This is a genomic window from Streptococcus infantis (assembly GCF_047463615.1).
GTDB classification, from domain to species: domain Bacteria; phylum Bacillota; class Bacilli; order Lactobacillales; family Streptococcaceae; genus Streptococcus; species Streptococcus infantis_X.
In genome coordinates this window covers 36,080-55,008 of record NZ_JASHDO010000007.1, presented here as the reverse complement: position 1 = coordinate 55,008, position 18,929 = coordinate 36,080, and the positions used below count along the sequence as shown (strand labels likewise).

Here is an 18,929-nt window from a genome sequence, read left to right as displayed (position 1 = left end):
TAGGTCTTTTTTATTGTATAAGAAAAAACTCCTCACAGGAGTGAGGAGTTAAGTAGTTACTTGAAATTAAACAATCCCTTGAGCAATCATAGCGTTTGCTACGTTTTCAAAGGCTGCAATGTTTGCACCTGCAAGGTAGTCAGTACCAAGACCGTATGTTTCTGCAGTTGTTTTAGCAGTATTGAAGATGTTAGTCATGATGTCTTTCAAACGACCGTCAACTTCTTCACGTGTCCATGAAAGACGAAGGCTGTTTTGGCTCATTTCAAGAGCAGATACAGCTACACCACCAGCATTGGCAGCTTTGGCAGGTCCGTAAAGGATTCCATTTTCCTTGTAGACTTTGATAGCTTCAAGGTCGCTAGGCATGTTAGCTCCTTCAGAGACACAGATAACGCCTTGAGCAACCAAACGTTTCGCAGCTTCACCGTTGATTTCGTTTTGAGTCGCACATGGAAGAGCGATATCGTAGTTTCCAGTGTAAGTCCATACAGAACCTTCGTAGTATGTAGCAGTTGGTTTTTCTGCAGCATACTCAGTCAAACGAGCACGACGGTTGTTTTTAACATCTGACAAAAGGTCGAAGTCGATACCATTTTCATCGATGACATAACCATTTGAGTCAGATACAGAGATAACAGTTGCACCAAGTTCAGTTGCTTTTTGAAGAGCGTATTGAGCTACGTTACCAGAACCTGAAATCACAACTTTCTTACCTGCAAAGCTGTTGCCGTTTGCTTTAAGCATTTCTTCAGTGTAGTAAACCAATCCATAACCAGTTGCTTCTGGACGAATCAAGCTACCACCAAATCCAAGAGGTTTACCAGTCAAGACACCAGCATCAAATTGGTTAAGACGTTTGTATTGTCCGTAAAGGTAACCAATCTCACGTCCTCCAACACCGATATCACCAGCAGGTACGTCAAGAGATGGTCCGATGTATTTTTGCAATTCAGTCATGAAGCTTTGGCAGAAGCGCATTACTTCAGCATCAGTTTTGCCTTTAGGATCGAAGTCTGATCCACCTTTACCTCCACCGATTGGAAGTCCAGTCAAAACGTTTTTAAAGATTTGTTCGAATCCGAGGAATTTCAAGATCCCTTGGTTTACAGTTGGGTGGAAACGAAGTCCGCCTTTATATGGTCCAACAGCTGAGTTGAATTGAACACGGTAACCACGGTTAACTTGAACTTTTCCATCACGGTCAACCCAAGGAACACGGAAAGAAATTACGCGCTCAGGCTCAGTGATACGCGCTAAGATATTTTCTTCAATATACTCAGGGTGTTTTTCAAAGACAGGTTCCAAAGTGCTGAAGAATTCTTCAACCGCCTGGAGAAATTCAGCCTCATGCCCGTTACGAGCTTTTACAGTTTCAAACACGCTTTGGATATATTCTTTAGCAGATGTCATATCGTTCTCCTTTTTGTTGTCATATTTTATTACATGAGTCATTATAGCAGAAAATTTTTTCAGTGTAAAGAAAAAAACACAAATTTTCTAAAAATTCTTTCAATTTGGATTAGCTAGTTTTATTAGCTGAATAAGAACTTTTTATAGGATTAGTTTTATTAAAAGAGTCCTGCCAAAGTATGGTATAATAATAGACATAAAAAGGAATCTGGAGGAACAGAATCATGGTATCAACTAAAACACAGATTGCTGGTTTTGAATTTGATAATTGCTTGATGAATGCGGCAGGAGTTGCTTGTATGACCATTGAGGAATTGGAAGGTGTTAAAAACTCAGCAGCAGGAACCTTTGTCACTAAAACAGCAACCTTGGAATTTCGTCAGGGGAATCCTGAACCACGCTACCAAGATGTTCCACTTGGCTCTATCAACTCTATGGGTCTGCCAAATAATGGTTTCGACTATTACTTGAACTACCTTTTGGAATTGCAAGAAAAGGAACCAAATCGTACCTTCTTTCTCTCTTTAGTTGGAATGTCTCCAGAGGAAACTCATACCATCTTAAAAAAGGTGCAAGAAAGTGATTTCCGTGGTTTAACTGAACTCAATCTCTCATGCCCAAATGTTCCAGGTAAGCCTCAGATTGCCTATGATTTTGAAACAACAGACCGTATCTTGTCAGAAGTCTTTGCCTACTTTACAAAACCTCTTGGAATTAAGCTTCCACCTTATTTTGATATTGTTCACTTCGACCAGGCAGCAGAAATTTTCAACAAATACCCACTCAAGTTTGTCAATTGTGTCAACTCTATTGGAAATGGTCTTTATATAGAAGACGAGTCTGTCGTGATTCGTCCTAAGAACGGCTTTGGTGGAATTGGTGGAGAATACATCAAACCAACTGCCCTTGCCAACGTCCATGCTTTTTATCAACGCTTAAATCCTCAAATTCAAATCATCGGAACTGGTGGAGTATTAACGGGTCGTGATGCCTTTGAACATATCCTATGTGGTGCTAGCATGGTACAAGTAGGAACTACTCTTCATAAAGAAGGTGTAGGTGCTTTTGAGCGTATTACAAGGGAACTCAAAGAAATTATGTCGGAAAAAGGATACCAAAGCCTAGAGGATTTCCGCGGAAAATTGAATTATATGGATTAAACAGAAGTTAAATTAAAAAGAAAGGAGAATAAATGCTAGCCATAGAAGAAAGTCGAAAGCTATCCTTAGCGAATCTTCCTAGTTTGACCCTGTTTACAGGGGCTGATCAAGGACAGTATGACATCATGAAAACTCAGGTTCTAAAGCAAATCGGATACGATCCTGCAGATTTGAATTTTGCTTATTTTGATATGAAAGAAGTAGACTACAAAAGCTTGGAGCTAGAGTTGGTCAGTCTTCCTTTCTTTGCGGATGAAAAAATTGTGATCCTAGATCATTTTCTCGATATTACAACTGCTAAAAAACGCTATCTAACTGATGATGAGCTCAAGGCCTTTGAAGACTATCTGGAAAATCCTGTACCCTCAAGTAAATTAGTAATCTTTGCTGAAGGCAAGTTAGATAGCAAGAGACGTTTGGTCAAATTACTCAAGAGAGATGCAACTGTGTTTGAGGCTCTTGAACCTAAAGAGCAAGAGTTGCGAGCCTATTTTCAAAAGTGGACTCAGGAACAAGGACTTACTTTTGATGGAAATTCCTTTGAACAGTTGCTTATCAAATCTAGTTTTCAATTCAGTGAAATTCAGAAAAACCTGCTCTTCTTACAGTCTTATAAGGATAGTGGTCTGATAACAGAAGAAGATATTGTTGAAGCCATTCCAAAGACTTTGCAGGATAATATTTTTGATTTGACCCAATTAATATTAACTAAGAAAATTGATCAGGCACGAGATTTAGTTAAAGATTTGACCTTACAGGGTGAAGATGAGATTAAACTGATTGCCATTATGCTGGGGCAGTTTAGACTCTATACACAGGTAAAAATATTGCAAGAGTCTGGTCAGACAGAATCACAGATGGTCAGCAGTTTGGGTCACTATATTGGTCGCAATCCTAATCCCTACCAAATCAAATTTGCCCTTCGTGATTCTCGAAGACTATCCCTTGATTTTCTCCAGAATTCTATTCGTCATCTCATCCAAGCTGATTACCAAATTAAGACAGGAGTTTATGAGAAAGGCTACCTGTTTGAGAAGGCTTTGTTGCAGATTGCTAGCCAGTCAAATTGAGCAAATAACTTGAAAAAATAGGATGATTGCGTTATCATCTTTATATAGAAAGAAAAAGAGGTATTACAGATGGCTATTATCTTACCAGAACTTCCATACGCATACGATGCATTAGAACCATACATCGATGCTGAAACAATGCACTTGCACCATGACAAACACCACCAAACTTACGTTAACAATGCAAATGCAGCTCTTGAAAAACACCCTGAAATCGGTGAAGACCTTGAAGCTTTGCTTGCAGATGTTGAATCTATCCCAGCTGATATCCGTCAAGCGCTTATCAACAATGGTGGTGGACACTTGAACCACGCTCTTTTCTGGGAATTGATGACTCCTGAGAAAACAGCTCCATCAGCAGAACTTGCAGTAGCAATCGATGAAACTTTCGGTTCATTCGAAGAATTCCAAGCAGCCTTCACTGCAGCAGCAACAACTCGTTTTGGCTCTGGATGGGCATGGTTGGTTGTTAACAAAGAAGGTAAGCTTGAAGTGACTTCAACTGCAAACCAAGACACACCTATCTCAGAAGGTAAAAAACCAATCTTGGGCTTGGATGTTTGGGAACATGCTTACTACGTGAAATACCGTAACGTTCGTCCTGACTACATCAAAGCTTTCTTCTCAGTTATCAACTGGAATAAAGTAGACGAACTCTACGCAGCAGCTAAATAATCGCATTTGATAACACCCCTTTTTAGTTGGATTTTGGGTCTAGCTTTAAAGGTGTTTTTTGTTTGCCTTTTTTAGAAGTAACTGTCTCATGATTTTCCTTTGTTGGATAGGCTTTATTTATGGTATAATGATAAGATAGAAAACGAAGGAGAAATCATGAATATTCAACAATTACGCTACGTTGTTGCTATTGCAAATAGTGGTACTTTTCGTGAAGCGGCTGAGAAGATGTACGTTAGCCAACCCAGTCTATCTATTTCTGTAAGAGACTTGGAAAAAGAGCTTGGCTTCAAGATTTTTCGTAGAACCAGTTCAGGAACTTTTCTTACACGTCGTGGGATGGAATTTTATGAAAAGGCACAAGAGTTGGTTAAGGGATTTGATGTTTTCCAGAACCAGTATGCTAATCCTGAAGAGGAGAAAGATGAGTTTTCAATAGCCAGCCAGCACTATGATTTCTTGCCACCAACCATTACAGCTTTTTCGCAACAATATCCTGACTATAAGAATTTTCGTATTTTTGAATCTACAACTGTTCAGATTTTGGATGAAGTAGCCCAAGGGCATAGTGAGATTGGGATTATTTACCTCAACAATCAAAACCAAAAGGGTATTATGCAACGGATTGAAAAATTAGGTCTTGAAGTAATTGAGTTGATCCCTTTCCAAACGCATATTTATCTACGTGAAGGTCACCCCTTAGCTAAGAAAAAAGAGTTGGTTATGGAGGATTTGACAGATTTACCAACGGTTCGATTCACGCAAGAAAAGGATGAATATCTTTATTACTCAGAAAACTTTGTGGATACAAGTGCCAGTTCTCAGATGTTCAATGTGACAGATCGTGCTACCTTGAATGGTATTTTGGAGCGGACGGATGCTTATGCGACAGGTTCTGGATTTTTAGATAGTGACAGTGTTAATGGGATTACAGTCATTCGTCTCAAGGATAATTTGGATAATCGCATGGTCTATGTTAAACGTGAGGAAGTGGAGCTTAGTCAGGCTGGAACTCTTTTCGTAGAAGTCATGCAAGAATATTTTGATCAGAAGAGGAAGTCATGAAAAAAAGAGGAATAGTAGCAGGAGTCATAGCACTCTTAATAGTGTTAGACCAATTGGTAAAATCTTATGTCGTTCAGAATATTGCTCTTGGTGAAATTAAATCATGGATCCCAAATCTGGTCAGTTTGACTTATCTGCAAAATAGGGGGGCAGCCTTCTCTATGCTTCAAGATCAACAGTGGTTTTTTGCAGTGATTACTTTAGTGGTTATGGCAGGGGCTATCTGGTATTTGCACAAGCATATAGAGGATTCCATCTGGACAGTCTTTGGATTGGTTCTGATTATTGCAGGTGGTCTGGGAAACTTCATTGATCGCGTTAGTCAAGGATTTGTCGTGGATATGTTCCACTTGGACTTTGTCAATTTTGCTATTTTCAACGTAGCCGATAGTTATCTGACAGTCGGTGTTATCGTACTGATGATTGCAATGCTAAAAGAGGAAATGAATGGAAATTAGAATTGAAACAGGTGGACTACGTTTAGATAAGGCTTTGTCAGATTTGACAGAATTGTCTCGTAGTCTCGCCAATGAACAAATCAAGTCTGGTCAAGTCTTGGTCAACGGCCAGGTCAAGAAAGCCAAGTATACGGTCCAAGAAGGAGATATGATCACTTATCAAATTCCCGAACCAGATGTTTTGGAGTATGTAGCTGAAGATATTCCTTTAGAAATTATTTACCAAGATGAGGATGTAGCAGTAGTTAATAAACCTCAGGGCATGGTCGTTCATCCAAGTGCTGGTCATACCAGTGGTACCTTGGTGAATGCCCTTATGTATCATATCAAAGACTTATCAGGAATCAATGGTGTGCTTCGACCAGGGATTGTTCATCGTATCGATAAGGACACATCTGGGCTTCTCATGGTTGCTAAAAATGATGAAGCGCATTTAGCACTTGCCCAAGAACTCAAGGACAAGAAATCTCTTCGTAAATATTGGGCTATCGTTCATGGAAATCTTCCCAATGACCGTGGAGTCATTGAGGCGCCGATTGGTCGAAGCGAAAAAGACCGTAAGAAACAGGCCGTGACTGCTAAAGGAAAACCAGCAGTGACCCGTTTCCAAGTCTTGGAACGCTTTGGTGATTATACCTTACTGGAATTACAACTGGAAACAGGACGAACTCATCAAATCCGTGTGCACATGGCTTATATCGGTCATCCTGTCGCTGGTGATGAGGTATACGGTCCTCGTAAAACCCTAAAGGGACATGGGCAATTTCTCCATGCCAAGACGCTAGGATTTACCCATCCAAGAACGGCTAAAACGCTGGAATTTACTGCTGATATTCCAGAAATATTCAAGCAAACCTTGGAGAAACTTAGAAATGAACAATAAAAAGGACTCAATTGAGTCCTTTTTATTTGCGTTTATTTATATTATTTAATAAAGTCGATATTGCGTCAATTATATCTGATTTTTGTGGTTCTGGAAGCTGTTCAAGTTGTCTGATGATGTTTTCTATTTCTTTACTTTGGATTGGGAAATCAAAGTTAAAAAAAGTTCTTTCATCTACTTCAAGAGCAGTTAGAATTTTATTCAGTGTTTGTATTTGAAAATTATATTTCTCATTTTCGATGTTATGAATATGTTTAGAACCCAATCCTGCCAATTCAGATAGTTTCTCTTGACTTAATCCTTTTGTAAGACGTAAATATCTAATTCTTTTTGCAATAAATGTTTGTAAGTTATTTTGATTCATATTTTTTTACCTTCACTTATTATTGTAAAGATAAAAATTATAAATAATAAGTAGCATAAATTACACTTAAAAAAATATTAAGTGTTGAATATTACACTAATAAATGATAAAATAATATAATGAAACTATAAAAATCACTCAATAAGTGATTAAAGGAGAAATTGATGAAAAAATTGCAAATTCTGACAAGTACAGCAGTTATTGGACTTGCATCAGCTGGTGTGCCTGCACTTGCTCAAGAAGCTAACTCTGAACTAGCTACGGCAACAAGTGTCAATGAACCAGCTATCGTTGAAAAACCTACAACAAAAACTGTTGAAAAATCATCAGACGTAAAACCAGCTCTTGATGCACAAAAGGAAGTTGTGAAACAAACTAAAGAACAACTTACTGATGCACAAGCTAAAACTGATGAAGCTAACAAGCAAGTGTCTAACGCTCAAGCTGATGTAACTAAAGCTACTGAAAATGTTAAACACGCTGAAGAAGTTGCTTCTAAAGCTACACCTCAAAACATTGATGCTAATAAAGCTGACCAGAAAGCTAACCTTGCTGACCAAGACGCTAATGCGAAAGAAACATCTACTGCTGATGCAAACATCGCAACTCAAACTGAAGCTATAAACAAAGCTCAAACACAAGTATCTAACACAGAACAAGAACTAAAAGATGCTAACGCTGATGTTTCTGCTAAAGAAACTCAAGTTAAATCAGCTAAAGACGCATTTTCAGGAACTGGTCTTGCTCAAGCTGAAGATAAACTTAATGAAGCTAAAGCTGAAACTAAAGGTGCTGAAAAGAATGTTACTCTTGCAGACACAGCTTTGACTGATGCTAAGAAAGCTGACGAAAAACGTCAAGAAGCTATTGACAACGCTAAAACAGATGTTAACGCTAAAACAACTCTAGTTAATGAAACTAAAGAAAGCCTAGCTTCAGCAACCACAAAAGCTAATAATGCTACATCAACACTTTCTCAAGCTGAAGACAAACTCACTAAAGCTACTAAAGCTCTAGATAGCGTTGATATTGTCAAAATTCCAGACTTGACTCAATTCAAAGAAGACATCGCATCAGGTGATGATGACTTCATGACTGACTCTGGCGTTAAAGCGATTGAAAACACAGAAATTTCCATTGGTAAAAACGCTAAAAATCAACCTGTTGACATCGACAATTTAACAGATGCTCAAAAAGAAGCTATTTCACATTTATACGCTGACGGATTAAAACAAATTCGTGAACAATTAAAAGACAATAGTAAATATCTTGTTGCATCAAAAGAAAACACTGGCGTTACTAAAGAAGCTATCGAATTAGCAACTAGTCGTGCACGTGAATACGAACAACGTGGTAAGAGCCCACTTACACACGGACACATTGGAGCTGGTGTTGAAAACCTAGAACGTCTAGGTTCAAAAGATGACTTCAAATCAATGTATGACCTCAAAGAAGCTGTTGTTAAAGCTTTGCTAGGTACATCATTTGATGACGCTCATTCAAACTGGGGACACTTAAAAGCTAACCTTAATTTTGCTAAAAACGTTGGTCTTGATATTGCAAACATCAACGGTGATTACTGGCTTGTAATTGCATTTAGCAATAAAGGTACAACTCTTGTAAACCCAACAAATGTTGAAGCTATTCAAAAAGCTTATGAAGACGCTAAAGCTGAAAAAGATACAGCTCAAACTGCTTCAGAAAAAGCAAATGATGCTCTTAAACAAGCATCAACTGACTATGCTAACGCTTTAGACCTTAAAACTTCAGCAGAAAAGACATTGGCTGATGCTACTGCTACACCAATCCAAAGTACTGTTGCTGAAAACAACTTGCGTCTTGCAAAACTTGCTCTTGACAGCGCACAAAAACGTCAAGCTGAAGCTCAAAAAGCAGTTGATAACTTCTCAGCTGACCTTGCTTCTAAGAAACAAGCTCTTGATGATGCTAAATCAGCTCTTGAATCAGCTAAACGTGTTCAAGAACAAAAAGTTCAAGCTCTTTCTGATTCAAAAACTGAACTTACAAAACAAGAATCAAAACTTGAAGCTCTTAAAGTTCAAAAAGCTAAATTGATTGAGGAAAAAGACCGCTTGGTTAAAGAAGCTAAAGCTCTTGCTGAAAAACTAAAAGCTTATGTTGAAACACCAATCAATTTGGCTAAAGCTCAAACAACATTAGCTGAAAAACAAGATGCACTTAAAAATGCTGAAGCTAAAGCTAAAAGCGCAAAAAATCTTGTTGATGCAATAGCAACCACACTTGAAGCTGAACAAGTAAAACTTAATAAAATTCAAGATAAATTTGACAAACTTCAAGATTTGGAAGAAAAAGCAAAAGATAACGTCATTGCAACATTGCCTGACGGAACAATTGTTGCTATTCCTAATGGATCACCAACGGCTGAAGAGCTTCCAGAATTTGACATTAACAGTTTGAACAAAGGACTTGACGATAATAAGATACTCGCTATTGATGACAAAGGCAATGTTACTGTTAATGGTCAAGTCTACACAAGTCAGCAACAAGTATCAAGTAAGCCAGTTTATTCACGAGTAGAACGAGCAAAAACACTGCCGGAGACAGGTGAACAATCAAATGTTGCTTTAATCGCTTTAGGTGGTATTCTGGGTGCATTTGGGATTGCAACATTACGAAAAAAACGATAAAATATAAAGAAGTCTTCTTACTATAGAGAGTAAGAAGATTTTTGGGATTGTAAATTGATATTTGATGAAATAAATTTTTGAAGGAGTTTTTATGACAAATAAGGTAGGTTTCTTGGTTTTATTTGGTTCTGTACTTTTATTGACTGCATGTTCAGGAAAAGTAGAAAAAACAGAATTAACATCTCAAACAAGCGAAATAAGCACTACATCAACTACTGAAATTGAGTTAAAACCAGAGGAAAAATATGCTTCGATTATTGAAAAATTTGAGAAGTTGTCCACTAACGGTAATGATTCACTCAAATCAGCAGTTGAGGGAACAGAAGCTGAAGAGACTATGGTTATGAATTACATAGCCCAGATAAAAGAAAATGGGCATACGAAAAAATATGCTTTTTACGACATTAACAATGATAAAACCCAGGAACTTCTAATCGGAGATTCAGAGTTTATCACGGCTATATACACATTGAAAGATGGGAAACCAGTTTTTGTTAAAGGTGCGGGTACTGGTGGTGGATCGCTGAGAAGTAGTCTAACGATTTATAAAGATGGTACGTTACAGTATTTAGCTGGTCAAGGTACTGATCCAAACTGGGAAGCAACCTCTTATCAATTAAAAGATGGGAAATTAGAAGAAATTGTGAAGAAAGATTTTAAACAGTTTCAAGGGAATGAACCAGCAGAAGTTTTAGGTATTTCATCTGAGAAAGTTGATTTTAAACAAGTGACTTGGAACGACTTTAAACAAAATACTAGTAAAGATAAAGATGATGTTACAAAAGAAGTACAATCAACATTAAAAGCTGATATTTCTTCTGTTTTTGCTGGAGATGTATCTAGCATTGAAGGGAATTGGACTAATAGTAGCGGAGAAATTGTTACAATTGCAAGTAAAGAAATAAAACACCATAAGGGTAAACAAGGAACATTCCAAGTAACTGCTTTTCGTAAAAATCCAGAGTTACCTCTTTTGACATTGAACTTAGAAGAATCTAATCCTTATGGGCCTCTCTCATATGTATTGATTCCTGCTGGCAATCCTGCCTACTCAAATAACGGTGAATCTGATGCGACAAAGGACCGTTTAATCGAAGCTTCGACAATTAGTCAGTCAGCAGTTATTTCACCAGAAAGTTTCTTTTATAGATAATTAGAAAAAAAGGACTCAACAGAGTCCTTTTTTATTTGCGTTTTTTCTTAGCTTTTTTCATTTTGTTGGCCATGCGTTTCATGGATTGCTTCATAGCAAATTCACCGATTTTACCTTTGAGACCTCCACCAAACATCTGGCTCATATCGGGCATTCCAGCTCCTCCGAGAGCAGACATATCCGGCATGCCACCTTGTCCCATCATACCTTCAAGGGCTGACATATCCATGCCACCAGGCATGTTTTTAGGAAGGTTGTTAGGGTTGATGCCCATTTGCTTCATCATCTTGTTCATGTCACCAGACATGACACCTTGCATGAGTTGTTTGGCTTGGTTAAAGTCTTTGATGAACTTGTTGACATCGATAAAGGTATTACCAGAACCAGCTGCAATACGACGACGACGGCTTGGAGTGAGCAAATCTGGATTTTCACGTTCTTCAGGAGTCATAGATGAGACGATGGCACGTTTGCGAGCAATTTGTTTTTCATCCACCTTCATATTTTGAAGGGCAGGATTGTTGGCCATACCAGGAATCATTTTGAGCAAATCTTCCATTGGCCCCATATTTTGCACCTGATCCAACTGATCGATGAAATCGTTGAAATCAAAGGTGTTTTCCCGCATCTTTTCAGCCATTTCAAGGGCTTTTTGCTCATCGTATTCTTGGGAAGCTTTCTCGATCAGAGTCAGCATATCTCCCATACCGAGAATACGGCTGGCCATACGGTCAGGGTGGAAGGTTTCAATATCAGTAATCTTTTCACCAGTACCAGTGAATTTGATTGGTTTTCCTGTGATATGACGAACAGAAAGGGCCGCACCACCACGAGTATCCCCATCAATCTTGGTAAGGATGACACCGGTAACTTCTAATTGAGCGTTAAATTCTCGCGCAACGTTAGCAGCTTCTTGACCAATCATGGCATCGATGACGAGAAGGATTTCATTTGGTTGAGCAAGAGCTTTAACATCACGAAGCTCATTCATGAGAAGTTCGTCAATTTGCAAACGACCAGCAGTGTCGATCAAGACATAGTCGTTATGGTTGGCTTTAGCTTGCTCCAAACCTTGGCGAACAATCTCCACTGCAGGAACTTCAGTTCCAAGAGCAAAGACAGGAACATCAATTTGTTGTCCCAGTGTTTTGAGCTGGTCAATAGCAGCAGGACGATAGATGTCGGCCGCGATCATTAAAGGACGAGCATCCTCTTCCTTTTTGAGTTTGTTAGCGAGCTTTCTTGCGAAGGTTGTTTTACCAGCACCCTGCAAACCGACCATCATGATGATTGTAGGAATCTTTGGAGACTTGATAATCTCAGCTGTATCAGAACCAAGGACTTCTGTCAATTCTTCATTAACAATCTTGATGATTTGTTGAGCTGGATTGAGGGTGTCAATGACTTCATGACCAACCGCACGTTCACGAATTTTTTTGATAAAATCCTTAACCACTGGCAAAGCAACGTCGGCTTCTAAAAGAGCCAGACGAATTTCTTTGGTTGCCTCTTGGATATCACTCTCTGTGATTTTTCCTTTTTTACGTAGATTTTTAAAGACGTTCTGCAAACGTTCTGTTAAATTTTCAAATGCCATTTTTTTCTCCTATTTATTCAATTCAGTGGAAATCGTCCAAAATGTTGAAAACACTCTAGTTCTTCGGGTGTGACTTCTTTCATGATTTCATTTGGATATCCCCAACAGCTAAAGCCTATTTGCATAGCTTTGGAGATATCATTGGGCGAGATAATCTGTAGTCTTGCAGGAAATGGTTTCTCTGCAGCTAATAGTTTGCAAGGTATCCCTTTATAGACAACAAGATTTTCCATGATTACTCCCTATTATCAATACTGGTCAAAATCTCAATTTGCTCTTGCAGAAAAGCATCCTCTGGATAACGATCCAAAATCTGATCAAAAATTTGACTGCGAACAATGTAGTCAGAGTACATATGGAGTTTCATCTCATAGTCTTCCAGAATCTTTTCAGTTCGTTTGATATTGTCATAAACAGCCTGACGACTAACTCCAAATTCTTCAGCGATTTCAGCTAAACTATAGTCGTCTGCATAGTAGAGTTCGATATAATTCATCTGCTTATCGGTCAAAAGGGCTGCATAAAACTCAAAAAGAGCATTCATTCGATTGGTTTTTTCAATTTCCATAAGATTTATTATACCAAAAAAAAGCCTGATTCGCTAGCTATGGATAGTTTTTAGATAGAAGTTGCAAATAAGTTTTTTTACTCTTATTTTCTGACGATAAGGTCTTTTTTTGATATAATGGATAGGATTATAATGTTTTAGAAAGAGGTAGTCATGAAAGAATTAGAATCCGTGTTACAAGAACGTTTTGATCTTGTTTTTTCAGATAAACAATTACTCGAAACAGCTTTTACCCATACCAGTTATGCCAATGAGCACCGCCTCTTAAAAATTTCACACAATGAGCGCTTGGAATTTTTAGGAGACGCTGTTCTGCAACTATTGATTTCAGAATATTTGTTTAAAAAATACCCTAAAAAACCAGAAGGGGATCTGTCAAAACTCCGTGCTATGATTGTTCGTGAGGAGAGTTTGGCTGGTTTTGCCCGTGATTGTCAGTTTGACCAGTTTATCAAGCTTGGTAAGGGGGAGGAAAAGTCTGGTGGTCGTAACCGAGATACGATCTTGGGAGACGCTTTTGAAGCCTTTTTGGGTGCTCTGCTTTTAGACAAGGATATAAAGACTGTAAAAACCTTTATCTACCAAGTCATGATTCCTAAGGTTGAAGCTGGCGATTTTGAAATGATTAAAGACTATAAGACCCACCTTCAAGAATTGCTCCAAGTTAATGGAGATGTTGATATTCGTTATCAGGTGATTTCAGAGATTGGGCCAGCCCATGATAAAATGTTTGAGGTTCAAGTCCTTGTTGAGGGGCAAAGTTTAGGTTCCGGTCAAGGACGCTCCAAAAAATTAGCAGAGCAGGAAGCCGCTAAAAATGCAGTTGAGAAAGGGCTGGATTCATGTATTTAAAAGAAATTGAAATCCAAGGCTTTAAGTCCTTTGCTGATAAGACCAAGGTTCTTTTTGACCAAGGGGTGACGGCGGTTGTAGGACCAAATGGTTCTGGGAAATCAAATATTACTGAAAGCCTCCGTTGGGCACTTGGTGAATCTAGTGTCAAGAGTCTGCGTGGCGGGAAGATGCCTGATGTCATCTTTGCAGGAACGGAAAGTAGAAAACCTTTAAACTATGCTTCTGTGGTTGTTACCCTAGATAACCAGGACGGCTTTATCAAGGATGCAGGCCAGGAAATCAAAGTTGAACGTCATATCTATCGGAGTGGAGATAGTGAGTACAAGATTGACGGCAAAAAAGTTCGTCTCCGTGATATCCATGATCTTTTCTTAGATACTGGTCTCGGACGTGATTCTTTCTCCATCATTTCCCAAGGGAAGGTCGAAGAAATCTTTAACTCCAAACCTGAGGAACGTCGCGCTATTTTTGAAGAAGCGGCTGGAGTTTTGAAGTATAAAACTCGTCGTAAAGAGACGGAAAGTAAGCTTCAACAAACTCAAGACAACTTGGATCGTTTAGAAGACATCATCTATGAGCTGGACAATCAAATCAAACCCTTGGAAAAACAAGCAACAACAGCTCGCAAATTTATGGAACTAGATAGTCAACGTAAAGCGATCTACTTGGATGTTCTGGTTGCACAAATTCAAGCCAATAAGGCTGAATTGGATCTAACAGAAGAAGAATTAAACCAAGTCCAAGAACTTTTAACCGGTTATTATCAAAAACGTCAAGACTTAGAAGAAGAAAATCAAGCTCTCAAAAAGAAACGTCATGATTTGCAGGCTGAGATGGCAAAAGATCAGTCAAGCTTGCTGGATTTGACTAGCTTAATCAGTGATTTAGAGCGTAAGTTAGCTTTATCAAAACTAGAAACTGAGCAAGTTGCCCTTAATCAACAAGAAGCTCAGGCTCGTTTGGCTGGTTTAGATGAAAAGAGAAATGCCCTCATTCAAGAGAAGGAAGAAAAAGAAGCAAATCTCAGTAAGTTAGAAGAAAATTTAGCTGTCAATACTAAGGAACTCAATCATCTAGAAGCTGAGTTATTAGCTTTTTCTGATGATCCAGACCAGATGATTGAGCAATTGCGTGAACGCTTCGTTGCCTTTCTGCAAGAAGAAGCTGATGTGTCTAACCAGCTGACACGTATTGAAAATGACCTTGAAAATAGTCGCCAACAAACTCAAAAACAAGAAGAACAATTAGAATCCTTGAAGGAACAATTGGCTTCTGCCAAGTCTAAGGCTACCGAACAAGAGCTTTCCCTAAAATCAGCTAAAGAGGAAGTACATACTTTACTTGCTGACTATCAAACAAGTGCCAAAGAAGAAGAAGCACAAAAGCAGGCTTATCAAAGTCAGCAAAATCAACTCTTCGACTGTTTAGATAGTTTGAAAAACAAGCAGGCCAAGGCACAAAGTTTGGAAAACATTCTTAAAAACCATAGCAATTTTTATGCAGGTGTTAAGAGTGTCTTACAAGAGAAAAACCGCTTAGGTGGGATTATCGGAGCAGTTAGTGAACATTTAACCTTTGATGTTCGTTATCAGACAGCCCTTGAGATTGCTCTCGGTGCAAGTAGCCAACACATCATCGTTGAAGACGAACAGGCAGCGACTAAAGCTATCGACTTCCTTAAACGAAACCGAGCTGGTCGTGCGACTTTCCTTCCTTTGACAACCATTAAGGCTCGTAGCATTTCAGGTCAGAATCAAGATGTGATTGCCTCAAGTCCAGGTTTTCTTGGCATGGCAGATGAACTGGTTACCTTTGATACCAAGCTTGAAGCCATCTTTAAAAACTTGCTAGCTACCACAGCTATCTTTGATACAGTTGAGCATGCGCGTGATGCAGCTCGTAAGGTACGCTATCAAGTTCGGATGGTAACCTTAGATGGTACAGAATTGCGAACAGGTGGTTCTTATGCTGGTGGTGCCAATCGTCAAAATAACAGTATTTTCATCAAGCCTGAATTGGAGCAATTGCAAAAAGAAATTGCTCAAGAAGAAAAGCTTCTTCGTCAAGAGGAGGAAAATCTGAAATCAGTTCAAGAATCCTTGAACGAACTTAGTCAAACTTTGGAGACTATTAAGTCCAAAGGGGAACAAGCTCGTATAGAAGAGCAAGGCTTGTATCTTGCTTATCAACAAACATGCCAGCAAGTCGAAGAACTTGAGACACTCTTGAAACTTCAGGAGCAAGAATTAACTAATCTCAGAGGTGGAGATTGGCAAGCTGAAAAAGAAAAATGGCAAGAACGTCTCGCAGTTATTGCAATCGAAAAGCAAAAGCTGGAATCTGAGATTGAAGAAATCAAGTCCAATAAAAATGCTATTCAGGAACGCTACCAAAACTTACAGGAAAAACTTTCTCAAGAGCGTCTTCGTAAAACAGAAATGTTAGGTCAAAAGCGTTATGAAGTTGCAGATATTGAACGGATCAATAAAGAACTTGAGAACCTCAATATTGAACAAGAAGAGATTGAACGTCTGTTGCAAGAAAAAGTAGACAATCTTGAAAAAGTTGATACAGAACTTTTGGCCAAGCAGGAAGCAGAAGCTAAGAGTCAAAAGGAAGAAATTCAACAAGGTCTTATTCGTAAGCAGTTTGAACTAGACGACATTGAGGGACAACTGGATGATATTGCCAGTCATTTAGAACAAGCTCGTCAGCAAAATGAAGAATGGATTCGAAAGCAAACACGAGCGGAAGCGACTAAAGAGAAGATTACAGACCGCCTTCGCTATCTTCAAGGTCAACTGACTGAAGAATATCAGATTAGCTATACGGAAGCTATAGAGCAAGCCAATCCGTTAGAAGATTTGGCAATCGCTGAACAAAAGGTTAAGGATTTGGAAAAATCCATTCGTTCACTTGGTCCGGTTAATTTGGATGCTATTGAACAGTTTGATGAAGTACATGAACGTTTGGAATTCTTGAATAGTCAGCGAGATGACATTCTTTCTGCTAAAAACTTACTTCTTGAGACTATTACAGAGATGAATGATGAAGTGAAAGAGCGCTTCAAGTCTACGTTTGAAGCTATTCGTGATTCCTTTAAGGTGACTTTCAAGCAGATGTTTGGTGGTGGTCAAGCAGACCTAATTCTGACAGAAGGTGATTTATTGACAGCAGGTGTCGAAATCTCTGTTCAACCTCCAGGTAAGAAAATTCAGTCTCTCAATCTCATGAGTGGTGGAGAGAAGGCCTTATCAGCTCTGGCTTTGCTCTTCTCAATCATTCGTGTTAAGACCATTCCGTTTGTTATCTTGGATGAGGTAGAGGCCGCACTCGATGAAGCAAACGTTAAACGCTTTGGGGATTATCTCAATCGATTTGATAAGGACAGCCAATTTATCGTTGTTACCCACCGTAAGGGAACTATGGCGGCAGCAGACTCTATCTATGGTGTGACCATGCAAGAATCTGGTGTTTCTAAGATTGTTTCTGTCAAACTAAAAGATTTAGAGAATATGGATGCTTAATTAGTTATCATTACAAAATTTCAAGCAAAGAATATAGAAAGACCTTCAAGAAGTCAGAAGGGTTACAAAATAATTTGAGGAGCTTATATGGATTTTGATCTATTCCTAATGATCTGTAATTATATTGGGACTATAGCCTTTGCTGCTTCAGGAGCCATCAAAGGATTTGGTAAACGTTTAGATATTTTTGGAATCAGTTTATTGGCAATTGTAACTGCAGTAGGCGGAGGAATCCTAAGAGATTCCATTATTAGTCGCTTTCCAGCTTCTCTAGCAGATCCTAGCCCCATTTATGCCTCTATCCTGGTAGCGGTTATCATGTATGTCTTTGTAACTTCAAAACAAGCCAATGCTAGTCATGATAAAAAGTTCTATAAGTGGTTGAGAGAAGCCTATCTCATCTTTGACTCCATTGGGCTGATTATCTTCTCCTTGATTGGAGCGACAGCCTTAGTGGACAGTAAGCTAAATTTGATGTCTGCTGGCATTTTGGCTTGTCTAACAGGAGCCGGTGGAGGTATTATCCGAGACCTCTTAATCAACGAAGTTCCGAGTGTTCTTAAAGAAGACATCTATGCCCTTCTATCTTTCGTAATTGGAGTTATTTATTACTGGTTGGCCTTTGTCCTTCACTTTCCAAGAATTACTGCCTTTATCATTCTCTCGATAGTTGGCTTTGTGATTCGACTTTGTATTATTAAGTTCAAGCTCTCTTTGCCAAATATGGATAAGAGAACCTTGAATTGATGAATAAGCGAGAGTTATATTATCAGCGTCTAATCTCATGTGGATTAGGCGTTTTTTTTTGCAAATACGGGAAATGAATGATGTAAAGATTAATTTTTGCTATTATATTTGTAATTTCGAATGAGGTAGGAATAGCAAAATGAGTAATTTGAAACATTCAGTTGATTTTATTAAAGAAATAGAGAAATTAAAGGCAGTAAGAAGATTTAATAGAACTCTTGATGGCAGATTTGAAAATAGTGCCGAACATTCTTGGCAGGGTGCCATAGCTGCGATGGTTCTTCAAGATTATTATCCTGAAAAATTGGATATGGAGAAGGTAATTTCTATGTTATTGATTCATGATTTAGGTGAGATTTATGCTGGAGATACTTGGGTGTTTGATGATGAAAAAAAGCTTCATTCTTATGATAGAGAGTTAGAATCTATAGAAAAAACAATGAGCCTCCTTCCAGAAGAGAAATATTTGAATATGAAAAATTTATGGTTGGAATTTGAAAAAGGGCAGAGTTCTGAAGCAAGATATGCAAGAGTTATCGACGCCTTGGTACCGCTGATAAATCACTTGGAAGTGTCAGAATTCAATTATAATCCTGATAATATCAGTGCAGACATGGTATTAGAAAAGAAAAAGTTCATAAAAAGTGAATCAGAAGAATTATGGAAACTGATAGAAGACTTGATTCAGGAAAGTGTGGAAAAGGGCTTATATTTTTAATAACAAT

The 18,929-nt window shown here is 38.5% G+C and carries 17 protein-coding genes; 12 read left to right on the top strand and 5 right to left on the bottom strand.

Annotation, left to right across the window (positions count from 1 at the left end):
* Window positions 1-66: 66 nt before the first annotated feature.
* The gene (gene gdhA, locus QM874_RS07320; protein ID WP_004252585.1) at window positions 67-1,413 is read right to left on the bottom strand and encodes an NADP-specific glutamate dehydrogenase; all 1,347 of its coding nucleotides are present in this window, start codon (window positions 1,411-1,413) and stop codon (window positions 67-69) included.
* A 224-nt stretch (window positions 1,414-1,637) separates the two neighbouring features.
* Here gdhA and QM874_RS07315 point away from each other — a divergent pair, with 224 nt between their 5' ends.
* From QM874_RS07315 to QM874_RS07290, 6 genes are all read left to right on the top strand, one after another.
* Window positions 1,638-2,573, top strand: a complete 936-nt coding sequence (locus QM874_RS07315) for a dihydroorotate oxidase (protein ID WP_414316800.1) — start codon at window positions 1,638-1,640, stop codon at window positions 2,571-2,573.
* Between the two features lie 32 nt (window positions 2,574-2,605).
* On the top strand, window positions 2,606-3,643 hold the full coding sequence (gene holA / locus QM874_RS07310; RefSeq protein ID WP_414316799.1) for a DNA polymerase III subunit delta: 1,038 nt from the start codon (window positions 2,606-2,608) through the stop codon (window positions 3,641-3,643).
* Between the two features lie 69 nt (window positions 3,644-3,712).
* Window positions 3,713-4,318 (top strand): superoxide dismutase SodA, encoded by a 606-nt coding sequence (sodA, locus tag QM874_RS07305; RefSeq protein ID WP_414316798.1) that lies wholly within the window; start codon window positions 3,713-3,715, stop codon window positions 4,316-4,318.
* Between the two features lie 156 nt (window positions 4,319-4,474).
* Complete coding sequence (locus QM874_RS07300) at window positions 4,475-5,383, top strand: LysR family transcriptional regulator (RefSeq protein ID WP_414316797.1); 909 nt, start codon at window positions 4,475-4,477, stop codon at window positions 5,381-5,383.
* The gene (gene lspA / locus QM874_RS07295) at window positions 5,380-5,841 is read left to right on the top strand and encodes a signal peptidase II (protein ID WP_414316796.1); all 462 of its coding nucleotides are present in this window, start codon (window positions 5,380-5,382) and stop codon (window positions 5,839-5,841) included. Before QM874_RS07300 ends, lspA begins: the two co-directional genes overlap by 4 nt.
* Window positions 5,831-6,724, top strand: coding sequence for an RluA family pseudouridine synthase (locus QM874_RS07290; protein ID WP_414316795.1), 894 nt, complete (start codon window positions 5,831-5,833; stop codon window positions 6,722-6,724). The genes lspA and QM874_RS07290 overlap by 11 nt, the downstream gene beginning before the upstream one ends.
* A gap of 22 nt (window positions 6,725-6,746) precedes the next feature.
* On the opposite strand, the gene QM874_RS07285 is transcribed toward QM874_RS07290, so the two are convergent.
* Window positions 6,747-7,088 carry a helix-turn-helix domain-containing protein gene (locus tag QM874_RS07285; RefSeq protein ID WP_414316794.1) on the bottom strand — a complete coding sequence of 114 codons (342 nt, stop codon included), beginning with the start codon at window positions 7,086-7,088 and terminating at the stop codon, window positions 6,747-6,749.
* Between the two features lie 164 nt (window positions 7,089-7,252).
* Between QM874_RS07285 and QM874_RS07280 the strand changes: the two genes are divergently transcribed.
* Both QM874_RS07280 and QM874_RS07275 read left to right on the top strand, forming a co-directional pair.
* Window positions 7,253-9,757: an SEC10/PgrA surface exclusion domain-containing protein gene (locus QM874_RS07280; protein WP_414316793.1), complete on the top strand. Its 2,505-nt coding sequence runs from the start codon at window positions 7,253-7,255 to the stop codon at window positions 9,755-9,757.
* 91 nt (window positions 9,758-9,848) lie between these two features.
* Window positions 9,849-10,910, top strand: coding sequence for a hypothetical protein (locus tag QM874_RS07275; protein ID WP_414316792.1), 1,062 nt, complete (start codon window positions 9,849-9,851; stop codon window positions 10,908-10,910).
* Between the two features lie 31 nt (window positions 10,911-10,941).
* Here QM874_RS07275 and ffh read toward each other — a convergent pair whose 3' ends face one another.
* The 3 genes from ffh to QM874_RS07260 are packed head-to-tail and all read right to left on the bottom strand — an operon-like array spanning window position 10,942 to window position 13,075.
* The gene (ffh, locus tag QM874_RS07270; RefSeq protein ID WP_414316791.1) at window positions 10,942-12,507 is read right to left on the bottom strand and encodes a signal recognition particle protein; all 1,566 of its coding nucleotides are present in this window, start codon (window positions 12,505-12,507) and stop codon (window positions 10,942-10,944) included.
* A gap of 17 nt (window positions 12,508-12,524) precedes the next feature.
* On the bottom strand, window positions 12,525-12,740 hold the full coding sequence (locus tag QM874_RS07265) for a 2-oxoglutarate:acceptor oxidoreductase (RefSeq protein WP_414316790.1): 216 nt from the start codon (window positions 12,738-12,740) through the stop codon (window positions 12,525-12,527).
* A gap of 2 nt (window positions 12,741-12,742) precedes the next feature.
* Window positions 12,743-13,075, bottom strand: a complete 333-nt coding sequence (locus QM874_RS07260; RefSeq protein ID WP_320692334.1) for a putative DNA-binding protein — start codon at window positions 13,073-13,075, stop codon at window positions 12,743-12,745.
* Window positions 13,076-13,228: 153 nt separating this feature from the next.
* Between QM874_RS07260 and rnc the strand changes: the two genes are divergently transcribed.
* The 4 genes from rnc (at window position 13,229) to QM874_RS07240 (ending at window position 18,922) form a co-directional block, all read left to right on the top strand.
* A complete protein-coding gene (gene rnc, locus QM874_RS07255; protein ID WP_414316789.1) occupies window positions 13,229-13,927 on the top strand; it encodes a ribonuclease III in 699 nt (232 codons plus the stop codon).
* The gene (gene smc / locus QM874_RS07250) at window positions 13,918-17,457 is read left to right on the top strand and encodes a chromosome segregation protein SMC (RefSeq protein WP_414316788.1); all 3,540 of its coding nucleotides are present in this window, start codon (window positions 13,918-13,920) and stop codon (window positions 17,455-17,457) included. The genes rnc and smc overlap by 10 nt, the downstream gene beginning before the upstream one ends.
* A gap of 87 nt (window positions 17,458-17,544) precedes the next feature.
* Window positions 17,545-18,204, top strand: a complete 660-nt coding sequence (locus QM874_RS07245; protein WP_414316787.1) for a trimeric intracellular cation channel family protein — start codon at window positions 17,545-17,547, stop codon at window positions 18,202-18,204.
* 139 nt (window positions 18,205-18,343) lie between these two features.
* Window positions 18,344-18,922 carry an HD domain-containing protein gene (locus tag QM874_RS07240; RefSeq protein ID WP_414316786.1) on the top strand — a complete coding sequence of 193 codons (579 nt, stop codon included), beginning with the start codon at window positions 18,344-18,346 and terminating at the stop codon, window positions 18,920-18,922.
* Window positions 18,923-18,929 lie beyond the last annotated feature (7 nt).

Excerpts from the sequence above, each read along its gene's own strand:
- gdhA (WP_004252585.1), bottom strand. The coding sequence starts at position 1,413 with ATGACATCTGCTAAAGAATATATCCAAAGCGTGTTTGAAACTGTAAAA.
- QM874_RS07315 (WP_414316800.1), top strand. The coding sequence starts at position 1,638 with ATGGTATCAACTAAAACACAGATTGCTGGTTTTGAATTTGATAATTGC.
- holA (WP_414316799.1), top strand. The coding sequence starts at position 2,606 with ATGCTAGCCATAGAAGAAAGTCGAAAGCTATCCTTAGCGAATCTTCCT.
- sodA (WP_414316798.1), top strand. The coding sequence starts at position 3,713 with ATGGCTATTATCTTACCAGAACTTCCATACGCATACGATGCATTAGAA.
- QM874_RS07300 (WP_414316797.1), top strand. The coding sequence starts at position 4,475 with ATGAATATTCAACAATTACGCTACGTTGTTGCTATTGCAAATAGTGGT.
- lspA (WP_414316796.1), top strand. The coding sequence starts at position 5,380 with ATGAAAAAAAGAGGAATAGTAGCAGGAGTCATAGCACTCTTAATAGTG.
- QM874_RS07290 (WP_414316795.1), top strand. The coding sequence starts at position 5,831 with ATGGAAATTAGAATTGAAACAGGTGGACTACGTTTAGATAAGGCTTTG.
- QM874_RS07285 (WP_414316794.1), bottom strand. The coding sequence starts at position 7,088 with ATGAATCAAAATAACTTACAAACATTTATTGCAAAAAGAATTAGATAT.
- QM874_RS07280 (WP_414316793.1), top strand. The coding sequence starts at position 7,253 with ATGAAAAAATTGCAAATTCTGACAAGTACAGCAGTTATTGGACTTGCA.
- QM874_RS07275 (WP_414316792.1), top strand. The coding sequence starts at position 9,849 with ATGACAAATAAGGTAGGTTTCTTGGTTTTATTTGGTTCTGTACTTTTA.
- ffh (WP_414316791.1), bottom strand. The coding sequence starts at position 12,507 with ATGGCATTTGAAAATTTAACAGAACGTTTGCAGAACGTCTTTAAAAAT.
- QM874_RS07265 (WP_414316790.1), bottom strand. The coding sequence starts at position 12,740 with ATGGAAAATCTTGTTGTCTATAAAGGGATACCTTGCAAACTATTAGCT.
- QM874_RS07260 (WP_320692334.1), bottom strand. The coding sequence starts at position 13,075 with ATGGAAATTGAAAAAACCAATCGAATGAATGCTCTTTTTGAGTTTTAT.
- rnc (WP_414316789.1), top strand. The coding sequence starts at position 13,229 with ATGAAAGAATTAGAATCCGTGTTACAAGAACGTTTTGATCTTGTTTTT.
- smc (WP_414316788.1), top strand. The coding sequence starts at position 13,918 with ATGTATTTAAAAGAAATTGAAATCCAAGGCTTTAAGTCCTTTGCTGAT.
- QM874_RS07245 (WP_414316787.1), top strand. The coding sequence starts at position 17,545 with ATGGATTTTGATCTATTCCTAATGATCTGTAATTATATTGGGACTATA.
- QM874_RS07240 (WP_414316786.1), top strand. The coding sequence starts at position 18,344 with ATGAGTAATTTGAAACATTCAGTTGATTTTATTAAAGAAATAGAGAAA.